Here is a 16810-nt window from a genome sequence, read left to right on the forward strand (position 1 = left end):
AACAGGGGTGTCACGCCGATCAGGCGCGCGTGACCGGCACGGTGGCCGCTTACGATCCTCGACGTGTCCAAACTGACCGACGTGCCCAAAAGGATTCTGATCGGCCGGGCGCTGCGCAGCGACAAGCTGGGGGAGACGCTCCTCCCCAAGCGCATCGCGCTCCCCGTCTTCGCATCCGACCCGCTGTCCTCGGTGGCGTACGCACCAGGAGAAGTTCTCCTGGTGCTGTCCATCGCGGGCGTGTCGGCGTACCACTTCAGCCCGTGGATCGCGCTCGCCGTCGCCATCCTCATGTTCACGGTGGTCGCCTCCAACCGGCAGAACGTCCGCGCCTACCCGAGCGGTGGCGGTGACTACGAGGTCACGGCGACCAACCTCGGCCCCAAGGCCGGACTGACCGTCGCGAGCGCCCTGCTCGTCGACTACGTCCTCACCGTCGCCGTGTCGATCTCCTCGGGCATCGAGAACCTCGGCTCCGCGATCCCGTTCGTCATCGAGCACAAGATCCCCATGGCCATCGGCGCCATCGTCCTGCTCACCCTGATGAACCTGCGAGGAGTCAAGGAGTCCGGGAAGCTCTTCGCCATCCCCACCTACCTCTTCGTGGTGGGTGTCTTCCTGATGATCCTCTGGGGCGCGTTCCGCGGGCTGATCCTCGGCGACACCATGAACGCCCCCACCGCCGACCTCGAGATCAAGCCCGAGCACCCGGGCCTCGCCGGTTTCGCCCTCGTCTTCCTCCTGCTCCGCGCCTTCTCCTCCGGCTGCGCCGCCCTGACCGGTGTCGAGGCGATCAGCAACGGCGTGCCGGCCTTCCGGAAGCCGAAGAGTAAGAACGCCGCGACCACCCTCGCCCTGATGGGCCTCCTCGCGGTCACCATGTTCTGCGGGATCATCGGCCTGGCCATGGCCACCAACGTCAAGATGGCCGAGAACCCGGCCGTCGACCTGATCCGCGACGGCGTACCGGTCGGCCCGACCTACACCCAGGACCCGGTCATCGCCCAGGTCGCCGAGGCCGTCTTCGGCCACGGCTCGTTCCTCTTCATGATCCTCGCCGCGGCCACCGCGCTGGTCCTCTTCCTGGCCGCGAACACCGCGTACAACGGCTTCCCGCTGCTCGGATCGATCCTCGCCCAGGACCGCTTCCTGCCACGCCAGCTGCACACCCGCGGCGACCGCCTCGCCTTCTCCAACGGCATCCTGCTGCTGGCCGGAGCCGCCATCGCACTGGTCTGGGTCTACGACGCCGACTCCACCCACCTCATCCAGCTCTACATCGTCGGGGTGTTCGTCGCCTTCACCCTGAGCCAGATCGGCATGGTGCGGCACTGGAACCGCCTGCTCGCCGACGAGCGCGACCAGGCCAAACGCCGCCACATGTTCCGCTCCCGGGCCATCAACGCCTTCGGGGCCTTCTTCACCGGTCTGGTCCTGGTCGTGGTCCTGGCCACCAAGTTCACGCACGGCGCCTGGGTCGCGCTGCTCGGCATGGTGATCTTCTACGGCACGATGACCGCGATCCGGAAGCACTACGACCGGGTGGCCGCCGAGATCGCCGCGGACGACGCCGCCCCCGACGCGGCCATGCGCCCCTCCCGCGTCCACGCGATCGTCCTGGTCTCCAAGCTCCACCGCCCGACCCTGCGCGCCCTCGCCTACGCCAAGCTGATCCGCGCCGACCACCTGGAGGCGCTCTCCATCAGCGTCGACCCGGACGAGACGAAGGCGCTGCGCCAGGAGTGGGAGCGGCGCAACATCGACGTACCGCTCAAGATCCTGGACTCGCCCTACCGCGAGGTGACCCGCCCGGTCATCGAGTACGTGAAGGGCCTGCGCCGGCAGAGCCCACGCGATGTGGTCAGCGTCTACATCCCGGAGTACGTGGTCGGCCACTGGTACGAGCACCTGCTGCACAACCAGAGCGCCCTGCGCCTCAAGGGCCGCCTGCTCTTCACCCCGGGTGTCATGGTCACCTCGGTCCCGTACCAGCTCCAGTCCTCCGAGGCGGCGAAGAAGCGGGCGCGCAGGCGAGCGAACTGGAGCGCTCCGGGTTCGGTACGGCGGGGCCCGGTGGAACGCCGGCACCACAAGGAGCCGGGCCGGAAGGGCTGAGTGGGGCGGCGCGCCTCGCGTGGTAAGCACCCTGGCGGCACCCACGTAGACTGGTGGGCTGTTGTCCGGCCGCGCGAACCCGCCTTCCCCCTCCCCCTTCTGGAGCCTCTCCTCATGCAGAACGAACCCACGTCGTCGCTGGTCGGGGAGGAGTACGAGGTCGAGGTCGGGCCCGTCGCACACGGCGGCCACTGCATCGCCCGTACGGCCGAGAACCAGGTCCTCTTCGTCCGCCACACGCTCCCCGGCGAGAAGATCATCGCCAAGGTCACCGACGGCGACACGGACTCCCGCTTCCTGCGGGCCGACGCCGTACGCATCCTGGAGCCGTCCAAGGACCGCGTCGAGGCCCCGTGCCCGTACGCGGGCCCCGGCATGTGCGGCGGCTGCGACTGGCAGCACGCCAAGCCCGGCGCGCAGCGCCGCCTCAAGGGCGAGGTGATCGCCGAGCAGCTGAAGCGCCTGGCGGGCCTGACGCCCGAGGAGGCCGGCTGGGACGGCACGGTCATGCCCGCCGAGGGCGACAAGCTCCCGCCGGGCGAGGTCCCGGCCTGGCGCACCCGCGTCCAGTACACGGTGGACGCGGAGGGCCGGGCGGGCCTGCGCAAGCACCGCTCGCACGACGTCCAGCCGATCGACCGCTGCCTGATCGCCGCCCCCGGCGTCTCCGAACTCGGCGTCGAGAAGCGCGAATGGCCGCAGATCGCCGCGGTCGAGGCCATCACCGCCACCGGCTCCAACGACCGCCAGGTCATCCTCACCCCGAAGCCCGGCGGCCGGCTCCCCCTGGTGGAGCTGGACAAGCCGGTCTCCGTACTCCGCGTGGAGGAGCACGACGGCGGCGTCCACCGCGTCCACGGCCGCGCCTTCGTCCGCGAACGCGCCGACGACCGCACCTACCGGGTCGGTTCCGGCGGCTTCTGGCAGGTCCACCCGCAGGCGGCCAACACCCTGGTCCGCGCGGTCATGCAGGGCCTGCTGCCCCGCAAGAACGACACGGCCCTCGACCTCTACTGCGGCGTCGGCCTCTTCGCCGGCGCCATCGGCCAGCGCATCGGCGAGAAGGGCGCGGTGCTCGGCATCGAGTCCGGCAAGCGCGCGGTCGAGGACGCCCGCCACAACCTCAAGGACCTGGACCGCGTCCGCATCGAACAGGGCAAGGTCGACCAGGTCCTGCCCCGCACGGGCATCACGGAGTGCGACCTGATCGTCCTGGACCCCCCGCGCGCGGGCGCGGGCAAGCAGGTGGTCAAACACCTGTCGGGCCTGGGCGCCCGCAAGATCGCCTACGTGGCCTGCGACCCGGCGGCCCTGGCCCGGGACCTGGCGTACTTCGCGGAGGGCGGGTACAGGGTGCGGACGCTGCGGGCGTTCGATCTGTTTCCGATGACTTCGCACGTTGAGTGCGTGGCCATCTTGGAGCCCGTAGCAAAGGGTGCCTGACCTGCTGTTCTGTGGTCCGGGTAGGTTGCTCGACCTGTTTCCCTCCGTGCGGCGGGTCGAGGGGACGGATCGCCCTTCGTGCCCTCCTGACCCGCGAATTCATCAGAGAAGCGCTTGCGTCGGCGACGTCTTCAGGGTCTCGATCGGAGAGTCTTGACGCTCATATGACGCTCGTACACGAAGTCTTGACCGCCCGGAGCTTTCTCTGGCTGGGGTCCTGCGGACCGGACCATCGACAGGGGGCGAGGCCGCCCGGTGTGGGCGTCTCGCTGCACCGAAGCGTGCTGTGGAGAGGTGCAGCAGATCTTGGCGGAGGTGTCCACCTGTTCTGAGTCGTCGGGTGCATCGGCTGTCTGGGTGTGCTCCCTGGGAACGCGCGGTCGGCTGCGACTGTTCGGGGAACCGGCAGTCGGCCCAAGGGGATGCACGGAGGTCTCCATCCCGGCGCGGCCTGCTTCGCCTGCGTGAGTATGAAGGCCATGCCCCAGACGCCGAGGCAAACGAGCGTGGTTTTGGACTGGGCACCCCTTCGGCTGTGCGAGCGCGCGGGCCCGGGATCACCCTGAAAGATGGGTCGAAGACACCGACCCGTGGCCTGCGGCACATGATGGCCGCAGGCCACGGGCCTGTCGCTTGACGTCGCTCTGCGGGTGCCTGACTTGTCAGTTCAGAAGAGGTCGAGCTCTGCAGACTCGACTGCACCCAGTAGTCGGCATTCTCCGGTCTTCCCGTCAACGCGCAGGTAGCCCGTGCCGACCGCCATGTCCCGGGGATCTCCGTCACGGAGGTAGGCAGCTGACTGGCAGTCGAAATAGAAGTCGTTCCCCACTTGGGCGCGTTCCCCTTCGACAAGCGCGAAGGTCATGCCTTCGTGGCTGACCTGCTGGTCCAGAAAGCTCTGGGCCAGCACGGCAGCGTCCTCGATGTCCAGCATCAGTCTGTCCTCAGGAGAGAGAAGTTCCGCCACAGCGAGAGGCTGGCATGTCCCGACTGGCCGTCCAGGAACACGACCTCTCCCTTGACGTTTACCACGTTGAAGACATGGGCGCGTCTGCCCTTCTGACCCATGACGATACCTCTGGCGCCGTTCCCAGCGGTTTTGATCTCATTGACGATGCCGGAGATGGTTGACGACTTGAACTGTCTCCCTCCGTACAGGGCTTCGAGCGGCGCGGTCGAGCCGGCCTCCAGCTTGCCCGGAGCCGAGGAGGGAGCGCCGTCGGCGAGCAGACGATCGACTGCCACCGCGCAGGCACGGCAGTTCGTCTCGCCGCCCTGAGGATTGACCAACGCCTTGAGCTGCGGGGTGAGGGGAGTCTTGTAGGGAATGCCCCCATGCCCCAAGGTCACGCCGCCGCCGCCGGGGCCGAATCTCAGATTCCCCACCTTGAACGGGGTTGCCTCGGGAATGACGGCTGCTCGCCGCCACCCGGTCAGTCCGCCGAGTCCGGTGACGGCGAGCTGTTGGGTGAGTTCGTCGGCTGCTTCGGCGTAGAGGTCGGCGAGTGCGTCGCAGCCTTGTTGGCGGAGCATGTACTCGGCGCGGTAGAGGCGGTAGGCGGGTCGGACGGGGAGGTACTTGTCGAGGAAGGCGCCGGCGCCGCCGTTCTGGCCGGTGAAGGCGTCCTGTGCGTCCCCGAGGAACACGAACGGTGACTTGACGACGTCGACGAAGGCGTTCCCGAAGATGCCCAGCACGTCGCCGATGCTGTCGACGCTGTCGTTCGGGTCTTCGGGGGTTCGGCCGCTGGCGGATGGACCCGATAGGTGACGTTGCTCTGGCGGCCTGCGTACCGGCTGCCAGCAGTGACGCTTGTTTGACGCTCCAGGCGGCCCCACGCAGCCGCCGAGCCCAGAAAGGGTATCTGACCTGCTCATTTCCATCACATGCTCAGGCCGACATCTTTTCGATGACGCATCATGTGGAGTGCGTGGCGATTCTGGAGCCTGCTACAAGGGCGCCTGACCTGCGCCTTCGTTGTTCGAGTGGGTCGCTCGACCTGTTTGCTTTCATGCGGCGGGTCACGCGGACGACTTGCCCCTCGTAACCTTCTGAGCTGCGAATTCAGCAGGTAGGCGCTTGCGTCGGCGATGCCTTCAGAGTCTCGTTCGGAGATTCTTGACGCTCGTATGACGCTTGAATCGGGAGTCTCAACATCACGGACCTCTCCGGCTGGGCCGTGCGGACCGGGCCATTGGTACAGGGCAAGCAACTCCGGTAGGGGGTCCCGCTGCACTTCCCAGCGGCGGCGCGAGCTGCCATCTTGGCCCTACTTCATTGGCGGGCCTTGATCCCTGATGTTGAATCCACGAGAGCGGGCCTCCTCGCCAGGGTGCTTTCGGTGAGGCCCGCTGTGCGTGTTCGGGGCGGCTCCTGTTCAGAGTAGGTTGCGTTCCATGAAGGCGTCCGCCTCGTCCCAGTCGATGAATCGGCAGGATCCGGTGGTCAGGTCGACCGTGACCGGTAGGTTTCCGCCTAGCTGCATGTCCTCGCGTCCGTGGTCGAGGTAGTCGATGTGGTCGTAAGGAGCGATGAACTGCCCCCCGTCAGTGAAGCAGTACTCGGAGATGATCCGGACAGATGAGGACGGTCCCCAGGACCGGCTTTCGCCTGCGAGGAACTCCTCGGCTCTGCGCTCGGCCTGTTCCCTGTCAAGCATTTCAGTTGGTCCTCATGAGGTAGTAGTTGCGGTATCTATTCTCGGCTGGGTTGGCCTTGCCTGACTGGAAGTCGAGGAATACCACCTCGCCATCGTTATTGGCGACGTTGAAGTAGTGACCGATGCCCTTCTGTGGCCAGGCCCCCACGATTACACGAGCTCCCGGGCCCCAGCGCAGAGTCGGCATTCTCCGGTATTTCCGTCAACGCGCAGGTAGCCCGTACCTACAGCTATGTCCCGGGGATCTCCATCACGGAGGTGGGTAGCTGACTGGCAGTCGAAAGAGAAGTCGCCTCCCACTTGGGCGCGTTCCCCTTCGACGCGCGAGGGCCATGCCTTCGTGGCTGGCCTGCTGCTCCAGGAAGTTCTGGGTCAGCACGGCAGGGTCTTTGACGCTCAGCGTCAGTCTGTCCTCAGGGGAGAGAAGTTCCGGCATGGCGAGAGGCCGGCATGTCCGGTCTGACCGTCCAGGAACACGACGCCCGCACGTTCGAGCCGATGCTGGTAATAGATCATCTCATTTGGGTGACTCGGTATTCTGTGAGTCGTGGTGGGGATCGTTGAGCGGCTGGTGCCGGACGAGTTGTGGGAGTTGTTCGAGCGGGTGGTGCCGGAGGCGCCGTCGCGGCCGCAGGGTGGTCGGCGTCGGCACGGTGACCGGGAGGTGCTGGCCGCGATCGTGTTGGTGTCCACGTCGGTTGTACCTGGCAGTAGCTGCCTTCGGCGTCGTCGGCCCGTCCGGAGCGACTGCCCACCGGCGGTTCTCGGAGTGGCCGAAGGTCAGGGTGTGGGCCAAGCTCCACCGCCTGGTCCTCGACGAGTTCGGTGTCCGCGGTGAGCTGGACTGGTCGCGGTGCGCGATCGGCTCGGTGAACATGCGGGCTCTGAAAAGGGGGATCTGACAGGTCCGAATCCTGTCGACCGGGGCAAGTACGGCTCGGAGATGCACCTGATCACGGAACGGTCAGGTCTGCCCATATCCGTCGGGATCTCGGCTGCGAATCTGCACGACAGCCAGGCCCTGATCCCGCTCGTGAAGGGCATCCCGCCGATCCGCTCGTGCCGCGGCCGACGACGGCGTAAGCCCGGCAAACTCCACGCCGACAAAGGCTACGACTACGCCCACCTGCGACGATGGTTACGCGAACGCGGCATCACCCACCGCATCGCCCGCAAAGGAGTCGAGCCCTCGCAACGGCTGGGCCGCCGCCACCGCTGGACCGTCGAACGCGCCATGGCCTGGCTCGCCGGCTGCCGCCGCCTCCACCGACGCTACGAACGCGAAGCCGACCACTTCCTCGCCTTCACCAGCATCGCCTGCACCCTCATCTGCTACCGCAGACTCACCAAATGAGATGACTTCTCAGTAAAGCCCGCCCTCGTCGGAGGACCGGCCTGGAGGTTGGAAGCCCCTGTCGGGAGTCACGAGCAGACGTGAAGGAGATCGACGAGTTGCATCTCGGCGAGTCGGGGCTGGTGGTGTTCGACATCGTTGCGGCTGACGAGGAGACCGCTCACCAGGTGATGGCGGAGCTTGGCCGGCGCTGGGCAACGTCCGGGGGTGACGGCCCTGGGGCGTGATCCCGGCGCCCTCGGCGTTGAAGGACGCTTGTACGCGGAGACTCGACGGGCTGGTGCCGAGGAGGCAGACAGGTGGTCCGCTGGGCGGCGGCCGGCGATCCGGCCTGATCCGGCTGGGCTGTTCGGGAGGCGCCGGCCGACGGATTCCCCCGTCCTCCTGGGGGCCATGTTCAAGGCAGGCCGTCGGGGCTGAGGTCTGGTCTCAGCCGGTGCCATGAGGGGTGGCGGAGTCGTCCGGCTCGGGTCCGGGCGGCATCCGTCAGATCTTCCCGCCCCATGCGCACATCAACGACACGACTGCGAAGCAGTCACCTGACCGGCCGGACAAGTGCTGGTCGAGCGGCGGGCGGAGGAGCGCGCCCCGGCCGTCATTCCATGCCCTTCTTGCCCGGTGTCCAGAACGGCTTGGTCAGGACCGCGCGCCGGTCCCAGCCCGCTTCCCTGAGCACCTGCCGCACTGCTTGCACGTCTCGTGCCTCTCCGGCGACATAGGCGATCCCGCCGGGTGCGGGGGCGAGTCGTCGTACCGCGTCCGGCAGGGAGGTCTCGCCCCGGAGTATCCAGTCCAGTCGGTCGCCGCCCGGCAGGGGCAGCCGGTCCGTGGCTGTTGCTGTCTCGATGCACCCGGAGACCGCGGCGTCCCCGGGCAGTGCCGCGAGCATCGCACCGAACGCGACCGAGGCCGTCTCGTCGCCGACGAAGAAGTGGTGGGCAGCGTCGGGGCGCAGCGTGAAGGTCCCCTCGGGGCGCCGCAGCCGCACCTGTTCGCCCGGTGCGACGGTGTGGCCCCATCGGGCGCCCGGTCCACCCGCGGCGTGGTCCAGGACGCACAACTCGACGCCGCCGGACGGGTCGTAGTGCCAGATCGAGTACGTACGGAGGGTCAGTCCGCCGACCAGGACGCGCACCTGCTGGCCCGGCTGGACATCCAGGCCGGCCAGTTGTCCGCTCTCGATGCGCAGCCGACGTATCCGGGCGGTGAGCTGCTCGGCCTCGGTGACGGTGCCGCGTACGGTCAGAAGATCGAGGACGGGGTTCAGGACGGCGGGCATTGAGGCTCCTCAACGGGGCGTGGTGTCGTACTCGACGGGAGGCAGAACGCGATATTACGCGTCTGCGAGGGTTCGCGATAGTGCGCGTTGGGCTGCGTCCCTGTGATCGGTGAAACGCGGCCGGTGGCGCCACGGGCGGAGTGGCCCGCGCATGCCGGGGGTCCGGCCGGCGCGGGCGGGCGGGATGGAGTCGGCGGGCCACGGCGCCGAGGGCGGTGAGGGTGTCCAGGGTCGTGATGCCCGGGCCGGTGCCCAGGCCGCTTGGTGCGACGAGGGTGAGGGTGCCGCGCCGTTGGCGAATGTCGGCGCGGCCGGATGGGTGCCGACCAGGGCGGCCGGGAGTCGGCAGGCGTCCTTCCGGTGTGGGGTTCGCCCGGCATCGCATCACGGTTCGCCGGACGGTCGCCTGCCGCGCCGCACCGGCAGGCGGACGCTCAGGCGTTGACGGTCGCCAGAATCCCGGGGTCGTAGTTCTTGGCATACGCGTTCTCGACGCCTACGAGAATTTCGACGACCTCGAAGTAGTGGTCCCAGAACGGCGTCTCGCGCAACGCCTCGACGACCAACTGGAAGGACTGGTGGTCGCGTGCCTCCCAGACCCAGACGTCGGTGACGCGGGCCGTGTAGAACTCGGTGTCGAAGTAGCGCCAACGTACGTCCTGGGCCTTGTCCTTGACGGCGGGCAGAACGCTTTCCTGGAAGGCGGCGACGCGCTCCGGTACGGACAGCTCCAGCCAGGCTCGCTTGGTCTTGAGGAGGATGAACGCCGTTACGGCGGGCTCGAAGTCGGACATGGGCGATCTCCTCGCGGGGTGCAGGGTGGTGGTCACGATGAGTCCCGACCGGGCGGGGAAGGCCGGATGCCGGCTGGAGGGTCTGCGGGTGCCCGTTACCCCTGCGGCGGGGGTGGGTGTGGCCTTCGCCTACCGGTTTCGGTTCACCGTGTACCGAAACATTAAGGGTTTCGATGCACGGCGTCTAGTTATTTGGTGGGGCGCTGATCCCGACAGGTGGCCTCGCTACCATGGCGGGATGATCGAGACGAAACGCCGCGGTGGCCGACCCCGCAGCGAGCAGGCGCGCGAGGCCGTCCTGCATGCCGTCGACGATCTGCTGCTCGAGGTCGGCTACGCGGCGATGACCATGAAGGGCATCGCTGTACGGGCGGGCGTCGGGCGACAGACGGTCTACCGCTGGTGGTCGACGAAGGCGGAGATCCTCTTCGAGGCGTGTGTGGACGACGCCGAGGAGGAACTCGCCGTCGCGCCGGCGCGTACCCGGCTCGCCGAGGTCACGTCCTACCTCGACGCGCTGATGTCCTTCCTCGCCTACTCACCGGCTGGAGCCGGCTACCGCGCCCTGCTCGCGGCCGCGCAGCATGATCCGGCGGTGAAACGGTTGATCGCGACCAAGGACGTTCTCAGGGACAGCGCGAGGGCTGTCCTGCATCGCGTCGACCCGCACCGGCCGACCGACGATCATGCGATCGACCTGCTGATCGGGCCCACCTTCTTCTGGATCATGAGCGGGCGCGACCCGGCGCAACTCGACATCCACGAGCTGGCACGAAGCTTCTTCCACGGTTTCGGGTCTGAGGAGTCCTGAAGGTGAGCCCTCCGTGCCACCGGGGACGAGGCCGACCAGTAGCGGATCAGCACGGCCGTCGCCCGTGATGTCCGCCGCGAACCGCATGTCCTTGCCCGCCAGGCCTTCGCCGGGGTGCCCGAAGCCCTGGAGTCCCGCGCTCTGTCCCACCTCCACCAGGCCGTCGGAGGGGACGAGCACCCGGTCGGCGCGACCGTTCCCGGTCGGGTCAGGTCGGGGTGGCGGGGCGCCGTGGTGGTCTCCCCGCTGCCCGAGACAGGTGCCATGCCCCCCATCGAGGTAGCTGTCATGCCACCGGGAGGCCCGGGAGGCCCGGGAGGCCCGGGAAACCCTCATCCGTTCGAGGGCGTCTCTGATGTCGTCGAGGAGACCGGCGGACTTCCACTCCAGGCCGCCCGTTCCGCTCTCCGGTGCGTGGACGCCCATGGTGCCGAGGAAGAGGGCGGCTCCTGAGACGAGGGCGAGCCACGAACCCAGGGTGTTGTGCTGGACGGCGCCTTCGGCGATCTCCATCAGGCCGATCACCAGCCCCGCGCCGGCGGGCCGGAGCGCGTCCTGGAGTTCAGGCCGGCCGGAGGCGGTGGCCAGCCTGGTCACCCCAGGAACAGGGCGGTGAACCCGGTGGCCCAGGCGGTCCCGAGGAGCTTCTCCCCGCGCTGCCGGGTCGGGACCGCGCCTTGCGGGGAGCGATGGACCGCGCGGAGGTTCAGTACGAGCGACGCCGCCCGCCACCACGCCGCGGTACGGGAACTCGGCCGTCGACCCCGCCTCCGAGGACGCTGCCACGCCGCGCTTGCTGGTGGTCGCCGCGAGCTACCGTCGCCGGGCCGTCGAGCATCCCGAACTGTTCCAGCTGCTGTACGGGGCGCCGCCACGGCACTACGCGGTCCCCGCGGAGGGGCCGACCACCCAGACGGTCCGCCGGATCGGGGCGCTCTTCCAGGAGGCTCTGCTCCACGGGTACACGGCGGAGCACTTCGCCGCGGCGGATCTTCCCGAACCGTCCGACGGATTCAGCGAGTTCGGGCGGGGGTGGGCCCCGCAGGGACAGACCGGGCCGCCGGCGTCGGCGACCGCGCTGTTCATGGGAGCCTGGGGCCGCCTGCACGGGCTGGTCGCCCTGGAGGTGTTCGGACACACCTCGTTCATCGGCGTCCACCCGGGAGGAGGTCTTCCTGGTGGAGATGGACTGTCTCCACCAGGATCTCTCGCAGGCGACTCCTGTGCGTCGGCGCGTCAGCGGGCGGCGACCCTTTCCGCAGCCCCGGCACCCGGGGACGTCTCCTCCTCGGTGTGTACGGGGGCGGTGTTCTTCGGGCCGCGCACCGCGACGTGGACGAGCAGGAGGCCCATCACGGCGGCGCCGATCCACATGGCTTGCTGCCAGCCGTCGACGAAGGACTGCTGTGCGGCGTGGATGAGGTCATGGGCATGGCTGCCGGTTCGGGGCGCGACCTCGATGGCGTTGGCGATGCCTTCCCGCGCGGTGTCGGCGGCGTCCGTGGGGATGCCGTCGAGTCTGGCGTCGATGGCCCTGCGGTAGCCGCCGGCCAGGAGCGCGCCGAGCATCGCGACACCGAGAGCGGTGCCGAATTCGCGGGTGACGTCGTTCAGCGCGGAGGCAACGCCTTGCTTGGCGCGGGGCAGTGAGCTGGTGATGGCCTCGGTGGAGGGTGTCATCGACAGACCCATGCCGATGCCCATGGCGAGCATGCCGGCCAGGATGGACAGGTAGCCGCCGTCGACGGAGACGAACAGCGCCATGAGCGCCAGGCCGAGGGTGGCCAGGGCGACGCCGACGGTCATGGTGGAGCGGGCACCGACCTTGGCGGCCATCTTCGGGGCCAGGCCGGAGGCCATCATCATCATGACGGCCATCGGCATCATCGCCACTGTCGACAGCAGTCCCGACCAGCCGAGCACAGCCTGGAAGAACGGGAAGAGGACCACGGCGATACCGGCCTGGACGCCGAACACGACGAGCAAGGTGATCGAGCCGGAGGCCAGGCCCCGCTCACGGAAGAGGCGTACGTCAAGCAGTGAGGCGTCGCGGCGGTGCAGTTCCCAGGCCACGAAGGCGAGGGCCGCGACCACCCCGACGGCCAGGCTGACCAGGGTGACGGGGGCGGTCCAGCCGCGCTCGGGGCCTTCCTGAAGGACGAAGATGAGACCGATCACGGCGATGGTGGAGACCAGCGCGCCGATGGTGTCGAAGGAGTGGGCGGAGCGTTCGCGGGAGTTGGGCACCGACTTCACCGTCATCGCCAGCGCGACGACGACCAGGGCCACGGGCAGCACGAACAGCCAGCGCCAGTCGGCGACGTCGACCAGCAGGGCGGACAGGAACATGCCCAGGATGCCGCCGCCTCCGGCGACACCGGTCCACACGCCGATCGCCTTGCCCCGCTTCTCCTCGGGGAAGGTGGAAGTGATCACGGCCAGCGTGATCGGCATGATCATCGCGGCGCTGATGCCGGCGGCCACACGGGCGGCGATGATCACCCCGGCCGACGGGGCGAGCCCCGCGACCACACTGGCCGCGCCAAAGATCACCAGACCGGTGATGAGCATGGGCTTGCGGCCGAGCCGGTCACCCATCGCTCCGAGCGGCAGCAGCAGAGCGGCCAGGGTGAGGGTGTAGATGTTGATGATCCACAGGACGGTGGTCTGCGAGGCGCCGAACTCGACCGCCATGTGGGTCTGGGCGACGTTCAGCCCGGAGACGGAGGCGATGACGGCCATCAGCGCGATCGAGACGGTGATCAGGATCGCGCGCAGCTGACGCGCATCCGGCGCACCCCCGGTGCCGGCCGGCGCGGCCGTCGTCCGACGAGGCTGGTTGATACTCATGGTTTCCTTCCCGAAAGGGCATGCGGAATCAGCGCCGGGCCAGGACCGGTCGCCAGGTTGGTGAGACAGGGGACTTGCTCACCGCGCGGACCGCTGGATGGCGGTCCGCGCGGTTGTTCAGCGGCGGGGCTAGGGCGTCAGCCGGTGGAGCCGGCGAGCGCGGCGTCGGTGTCCGCGGCGGCCAGCACGGCGTTGATGTGGGCGCCGGCCAGGGCTCCGGCCGCGGCGGCGGCGCCGACCTGGGCGGTGAGGTCGGTGGCGTTGCCGGCCACCCATACGCCCGGGATCCCGGTGGCGCCGGCCATGGCGGAGGCGAAACGGCGGCCCATGTCGTCGGGCAGCTCCTCCATCGGCAGCAGCAGCCCGTCCAGGCCCTCGGTACGGGCTTCCATCCGCGTGGCGACTGCCAGGACCCGCCGCCCCACGACGGTGTCGTCGGTCAGGCGGACGCCGGCGAGGGTGTCGTCGTCGCCGTTGACGACTTCCTTGACGTCGGTCTCGATGACGCGGATGTCGCGGGCGGCGAAGCGGGCGCGGGTCTCGGAGTCCAGGCCGGTGCCGCGGGTGAAGTAGACGAGGTCATCAGTGAGTTGGCGGAACAGCCAGGCGTGGTGGATGGAGGCCGGGCCGGTGGCGAGAATGCCGATCGGCTCGTCGCGCACCTCGTAGCCGTGGCAGTACGGGCAGTGCACCACGCTGTGGCCCCAGTGCTCGGCCAGGCCGGGCACCTCGGGCAGCACGTCGCGCAGTCCGGTGGCCACCAGCACACGACGCGCCGTCAGCGTCCGGCCGTCGGCCAGGGTGACGGTGAACCGCAGGTCACCGTCTGCCAAAGGAGCGACGGGTTCGGCCGCGGCCACATCCCCGAAGACGATCCGGCCGCCGTACCGGCGTACCTGCTCGCGTCCGCGCCGGAGGATCTCGGGTGGCGGGGTGCCGTCGAGGACGATGAAGCCGTGCATGGCGGTTGCGGGGGCGTTGCGCGGGGTGCCGCTGTCGATGACGACGACCGAGCGGAGTGAGCGGGCCAGCATCAGCGCGCCGTTCAGGCCCGCGCTACCGCCGCCGATCACCACGACGTCCACGGCCTCGGTGGGCAGTGGGTCGCTCTCGTAGGGGGAAGTCGGTGCGGACATGTCGCGGCCTTTCGTCGTGCGTGGCTCCCGGTGCTGGGCCATCTGTCGTCGACGTTAAGCCCGCTTTGCATCAAGGGCATACCGAGTTGCCTATGACGCAAGAAGATGGTCAGCTGGACAGCCTCGTACGCAAACGGATCCGCGCCCTGCCCGTCGCGCAGGGCCGGTCCCTGGAGGAACTCGCCACCCGGGCCAACCTCGGCCAGTCCTCACGGAACCGCATCGAGAACGGTCGGCGCCGCCTCGCCCTGGACCAGCCCGTCACCCCCGCCCGCGCCCTGGACACCACGTCGGACCAGCTCGTGGAGAACGCCGCCGACGTCGTCAGCCCGATGACCGACGGCACACACGGTCTGACGCGCTGGTCACGCGTGTCGAAGGAAGACCCGCTTGAGCCAGGAACTCAAGGACAAGGCCGTCACCTATATCCCCGCACTGGAGAACCGCGACCGGCAGAGCGCCCGAACCCCGTGCGCCGAGACGGCCACCGTCTGGCACGACGAGGGCAAGGGGGAGCAGTCCACCGAGGAGAACATCGCCGGAGTGGAAGGGCAGAGCGCATCCATCGAATCGATGCGCTACGGCATCCTGCGCCGGCTCTCCCAGCCGGGCGAAGTCCTCCAGCAGCACGTGGGCCACGTCGCCACCGCCCACGGCGAGGTCCACGCCGCCGTCCACTTCGGCTCCGACGACGCCGGACAGATCGAACGCAGGGAGCAGTACGCCGACTTCGTCCCGGCCGGCGCCCAGGACAGCTGACGGCGACAGCCATCAGCACCCCCCGGCTGTCACGCCGCAAGCGGGAGGTGATGAGAGGCCCTGCCGCCCAGGCGAGCGTGCGGGGCACCAGGCCGTTCAGCGAAGCGTGTCTGTGCCCGGGCCCCATCAGAGTTCCGGCGTCGGGGCACAAATGGGTCCCGGAGCAGCCGCTGATCCAGGACGAGCCGGCCGGACTCGGCGCTCGGACAGGCGTGGGGCTGCCGGGGAAGTGCCGGGCCTCCCCGCCTTAGGTCGGCGCGGGCGGCGCCGGTCCCGTCCCTCAGGCTGCCCACGGCCGTCCGGATGCGCCCGGTCCGTGTTCCTCACCCCTTCAGCCGCACCGGCAACCTCCGCACGCTGTTCCCCACGAACGAGGCGTGGCGCGGCAGTTCCCGCTCCGGGACCGCGAGGTCCAAGGCGGGGAAGCGGGTGAAGAGCTGTTCCAGGGCTGTGGTGCTCTCCAGACGGGCCAGGGGAGCGCCCATGCAGTAGTGCGCGCCGTGGCCCAGGGAGAGGTGGCGGGACGTGGTGGCGCGGGTGATGTCGAAGCGGGTCGCGTCCGGGCCGTGGGCCTGGGGGTCGCGGCCGGCTGCCGAGTAGCCCGCGAGGACCGGGGTGCCCTGGGGGATCACGGTGCCGTCCAGGGTCAGGTCGCGGGTGGGGTAGCGGAAGGGGAAGTAGCTGACCGGGCTGTCCCAGCGCAGGGTCTCCTCCACCACGTCCGCCCAGCTCGCCCCGCCGGAGAGGACCAGGTCGAGCTGGTCCCGGTGGGTGCACAGGGCCCGTACGGCGTTCGTGATCAGGTTCAGCGTCGTCTCGTGGCCCGCGATGATGGTCAGCATCAGCGTGCCGATCAGCTCCTGCGGGCTGAACCGGTCGCCGCTCTCCTCACGGGCCGCGATCATCGCGCTGGTGAGGTCGTCGCCCGGGTCGGCCGTACGGGCGGCCGCGACCGCGCTCAGCACCTCCACCATCTCCCGGTTGGCCGCCATCGCCTCGGCCGGACCGATGTCCGTGGCCACGATCTTGTTGGAGAGGTCGTGCAGCCGGTCCTGGTGGGCCTCGTCCACGCCCAGCAGTTCGCAGATCACGCCCATCGGCAGCGGCAGCGCGAAGTGGGCGCGCAGATCGACGACGCCGTCCTCGGTGGCGGCCGCCTCCAGGCCGTTCAGCAGACGGGAGGTCAGCTCCACCACGGAGGGGCGGAGTTCCTCGACCCGGCGGGCCGTGAACGCCTTGCCCATCAGCGAACGCAGCCGCCGGTGGTCGTCGCCGTCCGCGGTCGTCATCCCCTGCACCGTGGCGAAGGTCTTCAGCGGCCAGCCGTCGGCGATCTCCCCGGCCTGGAGCGCCGTGAAGTGCCGCGCGTTCTTGGCGACATCGGGGTGTGCGAGGAACTCCTTCAGCGCGTCGTGGCCCAGCACGGCCATCCCCTGCACCTCGCCGGGGAGAACCACCGGGGTCACCGCCCCTTGAGCCAGCAGCCGGGCGTTGGCCGCGTGCGGGCAGCCCCCCGCCGGGTCCAGGCGGTGCGGGCTGTCGGCCGTGGGGTTCTGCGGTGACGTGTTCAACAGGGCTCCAGGTCTTCTGAGGAAGGGAGACAGGACGC

14 protein-coding genes and 3 pseudogenes are annotated in these 16810 nt (G+C 69.1%); 8 read left to right on the forward strand and 9 right to left on the reverse strand.

The window, feature by feature from the left end; all coding sequences use genetic code 11:
* The first annotated feature begins 63 nt into the window (after positions 1-63).
* Together D6270_RS26380 and D6270_RS26385 are read left to right on the forward strand one after the other, a co-directional pair.
* Positions 64-2115, forward strand: coding sequence for an APC family permease (locus D6270_RS26380; protein ID WP_109163188.1), 2052 nt, complete (start codon positions 64-66; stop codon positions 2113-2115).
* A gap of 114 nt (positions 2116-2229) precedes the next feature.
* Entirely contained in the window at positions 2230-3558 is a 1329-nt protein-coding gene (locus D6270_RS26385) for a class I SAM-dependent RNA methyltransferase (protein ID WP_109163187.1), read from the forward strand.
* Between the two features lie 667 nt (positions 3559-4225).
* On the opposite strand, the gene D6270_RS26390 is transcribed toward D6270_RS26385, so the two are convergent.
* From D6270_RS26390 to D6270_RS34070, 4 genes are all read right to left on the reverse strand, one after another.
* Positions 4226-4492 carry a hypothetical protein gene (locus D6270_RS26390; protein ID WP_109163186.1) on the reverse strand — a complete coding sequence of 89 codons (267 nt, stop codon included), beginning with the start codon at positions 4490-4492 and terminating at the stop codon, positions 4226-4228.
* Entirely contained in the window at positions 4492-5256 is a 765-nt protein-coding gene (locus D6270_RS26395; RefSeq protein ID WP_225976949.1) for a toxin glutamine deamidase domain-containing protein, read from the reverse strand. Before D6270_RS26395 ends, D6270_RS26390 begins: the two co-directional genes overlap by 1 nt.
* A 680-nt stretch (positions 5257-5936) precedes the next feature.
* Complete coding sequence (locus tag D6270_RS26400; protein ID WP_109163185.1) at positions 5937-6218, reverse strand: hypothetical protein; 282 nt, start codon at positions 6216-6218, stop codon at positions 5937-5939.
* 1 nt (position 6219) lies between these two features.
* Positions 6220-6405, reverse strand: a complete 186-nt coding sequence (locus D6270_RS34070; RefSeq protein ID WP_109163184.1) for a toxin glutamine deamidase domain-containing protein — start codon at positions 6403-6405, stop codon at positions 6220-6222.
* 369 nt (positions 6406-6774) lie between these two features.
* On the opposite strand from D6270_RS34070, the pseudogene D6270_RS26415 reads away from it, so the two are divergent.
* Positions 6775-7572: pseudogene (locus D6270_RS26415) on the forward strand (IS5 family transposase).
* A gap of 80 nt (positions 7573-7652) precedes the next feature.
* The gene (locus D6270_RS26420; protein ID WP_202419281.1) at positions 7653-7799 is read left to right on the forward strand and encodes a DUF6207 family protein; all 147 of its coding nucleotides are present in this window, start codon (positions 7653-7655) and stop codon (positions 7797-7799) included.
* Between the two features lie 368 nt (positions 7800-8167).
* Here the strand turns inward: D6270_RS26420 and D6270_RS26425 are convergent, their stop codons facing one another.
* The gene (locus tag D6270_RS26425; RefSeq protein WP_109163183.1) at positions 8168-8851 is read right to left on the reverse strand and encodes a siderophore-interacting protein; all 684 of its coding nucleotides are present in this window, start codon (positions 8849-8851) and stop codon (positions 8168-8170) included.
* Between the two features lie 434 nt (positions 8852-9285).
* The gene (locus D6270_RS26430; RefSeq protein ID WP_109163182.1) at positions 9286-9645 is read right to left on the reverse strand and encodes a darcynin family protein; all 360 of its coding nucleotides are present in this window, start codon (positions 9643-9645) and stop codon (positions 9286-9288) included.
* Positions 9646-9883: 238 nt separating this feature from the next.
* Between D6270_RS26430 and D6270_RS26435 the strand changes: the two genes are divergently transcribed.
* Both D6270_RS26435 and D6270_RS34075 read left to right on the forward strand, forming a co-directional pair.
* Positions 9884-10456 carry a TetR/AcrR family transcriptional regulator gene (locus tag D6270_RS26435; RefSeq protein ID WP_109163181.1) on the forward strand — a complete coding sequence of 191 codons (573 nt, stop codon included), beginning with the start codon at positions 9884-9886 and terminating at the stop codon, positions 10454-10456.
* Between the two features lie 799 nt (positions 10457-11255).
* A pseudogene (locus D6270_RS34075) lies at positions 11256-11585 on the forward strand (TetR-like C-terminal domain-containing protein); the annotation flags it as partial.
* Positions 11586-11692: 107 nt separating this feature from the next.
* Here the strand turns inward: D6270_RS34075 and D6270_RS26445 are convergent.
* Both D6270_RS26445 and D6270_RS26450 read right to left on the reverse strand, forming a co-directional pair.
* Positions 11693-13306: an MFS transporter gene (locus D6270_RS26445; RefSeq protein WP_109163179.1), complete on the reverse strand. Its 1614-nt coding sequence runs from the start codon at positions 13304-13306 to the stop codon at positions 11693-11695.
* Positions 13307-13443: 137 nt separating this feature from the next.
* Positions 13444-14442: an NAD(P)/FAD-dependent oxidoreductase gene (locus D6270_RS26450; RefSeq protein ID WP_109163178.1), complete on the reverse strand. Its 999-nt coding sequence runs from the start codon at positions 14440-14442 to the stop codon at positions 13444-13446.
* Positions 14443-14534: 92 nt separating this feature from the next.
* On the opposite strand from D6270_RS26450, the pseudogene D6270_RS33370 reads away from it, so the two are divergent.
* Both D6270_RS33370 and D6270_RS26460 read left to right on the forward strand, forming a co-directional pair.
* Positions 14535-14807: pseudogene (locus D6270_RS33370) on the forward strand (helix-turn-helix domain-containing protein); the annotation flags it as partial.
* Between the two features lie 25 nt (positions 14808-14832).
* Positions 14833-15201 carry a hypothetical protein gene (locus D6270_RS26460; protein WP_109163177.1) on the forward strand — a complete coding sequence of 123 codons (369 nt, stop codon included), beginning with the start codon at positions 14833-14835 and terminating at the stop codon, positions 15199-15201.
* A 323-nt stretch (positions 15202-15524) separates the two neighbouring features.
* Here D6270_RS26460 and D6270_RS26465 read toward each other — a convergent pair whose 3' ends face one another.
* The gene (locus D6270_RS26465) at positions 15525-16772 is read right to left on the reverse strand and encodes a cytochrome P450 family protein (protein WP_202546741.1); all 1248 of its coding nucleotides are present in this window, start codon (positions 16770-16772) and stop codon (positions 15525-15527) included.
* Positions 16773-16810 lie beyond the last annotated feature (38 nt).

This window comes from Streptomyces griseus subsp. griseus (genome assembly GCF_003610995.1).
Classification (GTDB): domain Bacteria; phylum Actinomycetota; class Actinomycetes; order Streptomycetales; family Streptomycetaceae; genus Streptomyces.

Excerpts from the sequence above, each read along its gene's own strand:
- D6270_RS26385 (WP_109163187.1), top strand. The coding sequence starts at position 2,230 with ATGCAGAACGAACCCACGTCGTCGCTGGTCGGGGAGGAGTACGAGGTC.
- D6270_RS26390 (WP_109163186.1), bottom strand. The coding sequence starts at position 4,492 with ATGCTGGACATCGAGGACGCTGCCGTGCTGGCCCAGAGCTTTCTGGAC.
- D6270_RS26400 (WP_109163185.1), bottom strand. The coding sequence starts at position 6,218 with ATGCTTGACAGGGAACAGGCCGAGCGCAGAGCCGAGGAGTTCCTCGCA.
- D6270_RS34070 (WP_109163184.1), bottom strand. The coding sequence starts at position 6,405 with ATGCCGACTCTGCGCTGGGGCCCGGGAGCTCGTGTAATCGTGGGGGCC.
- D6270_RS26425 (WP_109163183.1), bottom strand. The coding sequence starts at position 8,851 with ATGCCCGCCGTCCTGAACCCCGTCCTCGATCTTCTGACCGTACGCGGC.
- D6270_RS26430 (WP_109163182.1), bottom strand. The coding sequence starts at position 9,645 with ATGTCCGACTTCGAGCCCGCCGTAACGGCGTTCATCCTCCTCAAGACC.
- D6270_RS26435 (WP_109163181.1), top strand. The coding sequence starts at position 9,884 with ATGATCGAGACGAAACGCCGCGGTGGCCGACCCCGCAGCGAGCAGGCG.
- D6270_RS26445 (WP_109163179.1), bottom strand. The coding sequence starts at position 13,306 with ATGAGTATCAACCAGCCTCGTCGGACGACGGCCGCGCCGGCCGGCACC.
- D6270_RS26450 (WP_109163178.1), bottom strand. The coding sequence starts at position 14,442 with ATGTCCGCACCGACTTCCCCCTACGAGAGCGACCCACTGCCCACCGAG.